This is a genomic window from Mycobacterium sp. PO1 (assembly GCF_017312405.1).
In the GTDB taxonomy this organism is placed as follows: domain Bacteria; phylum Actinomycetota; class Actinomycetes; order Mycobacteriales; family Mycobacteriaceae; genus Mycobacterium.
In genome coordinates, this window is sequence record NZ_BLTG01000147.1 from 1 (window position 1) to 1,408 (window position 1,408).

Annotated in this window: 3 protein-coding genes; all 3 read left to right on the plus strand. The window is 56.3% G+C overall.

What is annotated here, in order from left to right; translation table 11 throughout:
- On the plus strand, positions 1-506 hold a 506-nt coding region (locus J3476_RS27670), incomplete at its 5' end, for an HIT family protein (RefSeq protein WP_286183846.1).
- Complete coding sequence (locus J3476_RS27675) at positions 503-1,111, plus strand: hypothetical protein (protein WP_207069451.1); 609 nt, start codon at positions 503-505, stop codon at positions 1,109-1,111. The genes J3476_RS27670 and J3476_RS27675, both read left to right, overlap by 4 nt.
- A 91-nt stretch (positions 1,112-1,202) precedes the next feature.
- Positions 1,203-1,408 (plus strand): TIR domain-containing protein (locus J3476_RS28235; RefSeq protein ID WP_373889152.1); only part of this gene is annotated, 206 nt, incomplete at its 3' end.

Consider the following 1,408-nt stretch of genomic DNA (forward strand, 5'->3'; position numbering starts at 1 on the left):
ACTCCAAAGCTAAATGTCGGACCCTTGGCGTAGCTTGTGCGCAGTACCAAACATGGGGCGAACGGGGGGTTCACAGATTGTCTGCGCGTTGCCCGTTCTGCGCGATCCTCGCTGGCGATGGCGCCGTCCGCATGGTGATGAAAACCGATCTTGTAGCGGCATTCTTTCCGAAGGAGCCTGCGACCCTGGGGCACACCCTCGTAGTGCCGCTTAAGCACATACCAGACATTTGGTCAGTCGACGATGAATACGCTGCAGCATTGATGGCAGTCACGCGCGAAGTCGCTGGAGCAGTTAGGCGCGCGCTTGAACCCGAAGGGCTCAACATAATCCAATCGAACGGCAAGGCCGCAACACAAACGGTCGACCATCTACACGTGCATGTAGTGCCTCGATGGAGCGGCGACGATATTGGTCCTATTTGGCCATCTGCATCGACAATTGATGATGCGTTGCTTGACAGTGCACTGGCTAGACTGCGCGAGACTATGGGCGTTGCACGATGACCGGCTACGACCTGGCCGAGCCTGGCGAGCGGGAGGATCGGCGAAAGCACCTCGAACTGGTCGCCTCGGTCGTAGGTCGCATGGCGAGCTCCTCCGCTCAGGCAAAAGGCTGGTCGATAACTTTGGCTGGCGCCGCATTCGGTGTGGCAGTGATTCGTGACAACGCAGTATTTATCCTGCTTGGGATCGTCGGATTATGCGCCTTTGCCGTGATTGACGCGCATTATCTAAACGTCGAACGAACGTTCCGTGATCTGCACGATGCAATAGTGGCGAATACTGTAGAACCGCTGTCCATGGAGACGAAAAATCTCCCGAAGGCGTCGAAAAATGAGTCATACGCGTCATGGTCAATCAAATATTTTTACGGCCCGTTGATTGCGGCCGGATTGCTGCTATTCGTTTACTCGTTGTGTCATGAAAAGGAAAATGAAGCTCCAAGAGAACAAACTGTGAAGGTGACCGTGACGGTGACGCCTGCAGAAATTCCGTCACCAGCTCCCACAGCGCCCGCGACCTCGGCAGTGCCCTCACCTTCAATCTCGCAGCCAGTCCCGCCACCCACGACCACCACGGTACTCCCCGAACAGGGGCCGACGAGTTAGCCGAAATCTAATCTGTTGCGCCACTTCATCTCGGGCAAGACCCGACGCGCCAGCGCCAGTTTGAACCCACGACGGCAAGGAGAAATGCCTTATGGCTCATCGAACGTTCTTTAGCTTCCACTACGAGCGCGACGTCCAGCGAGCATCCGTGGTGAGAAACAGCTCCCAGACAAAGCCGAGCATCACGCCCGAGTGGATAGACGCGTCTTTGTGGGAGGCGACTAAACCTAGCGACGCGGCGATTCAACAACTGATTCGAAGGGCGTTACTCAGCACAACTGGCGTGTTCCCGCTGAA

Bases quoted from the DNA above. Each gene is read 5' to 3' on its own strand.
- J3476_RS27675 (WP_207069451.1), top strand. From the start codon at position 503: ATGACCGGCTACGACCTGGCCGAGCCTGGCGAGCGGGAGGATCGGCGA.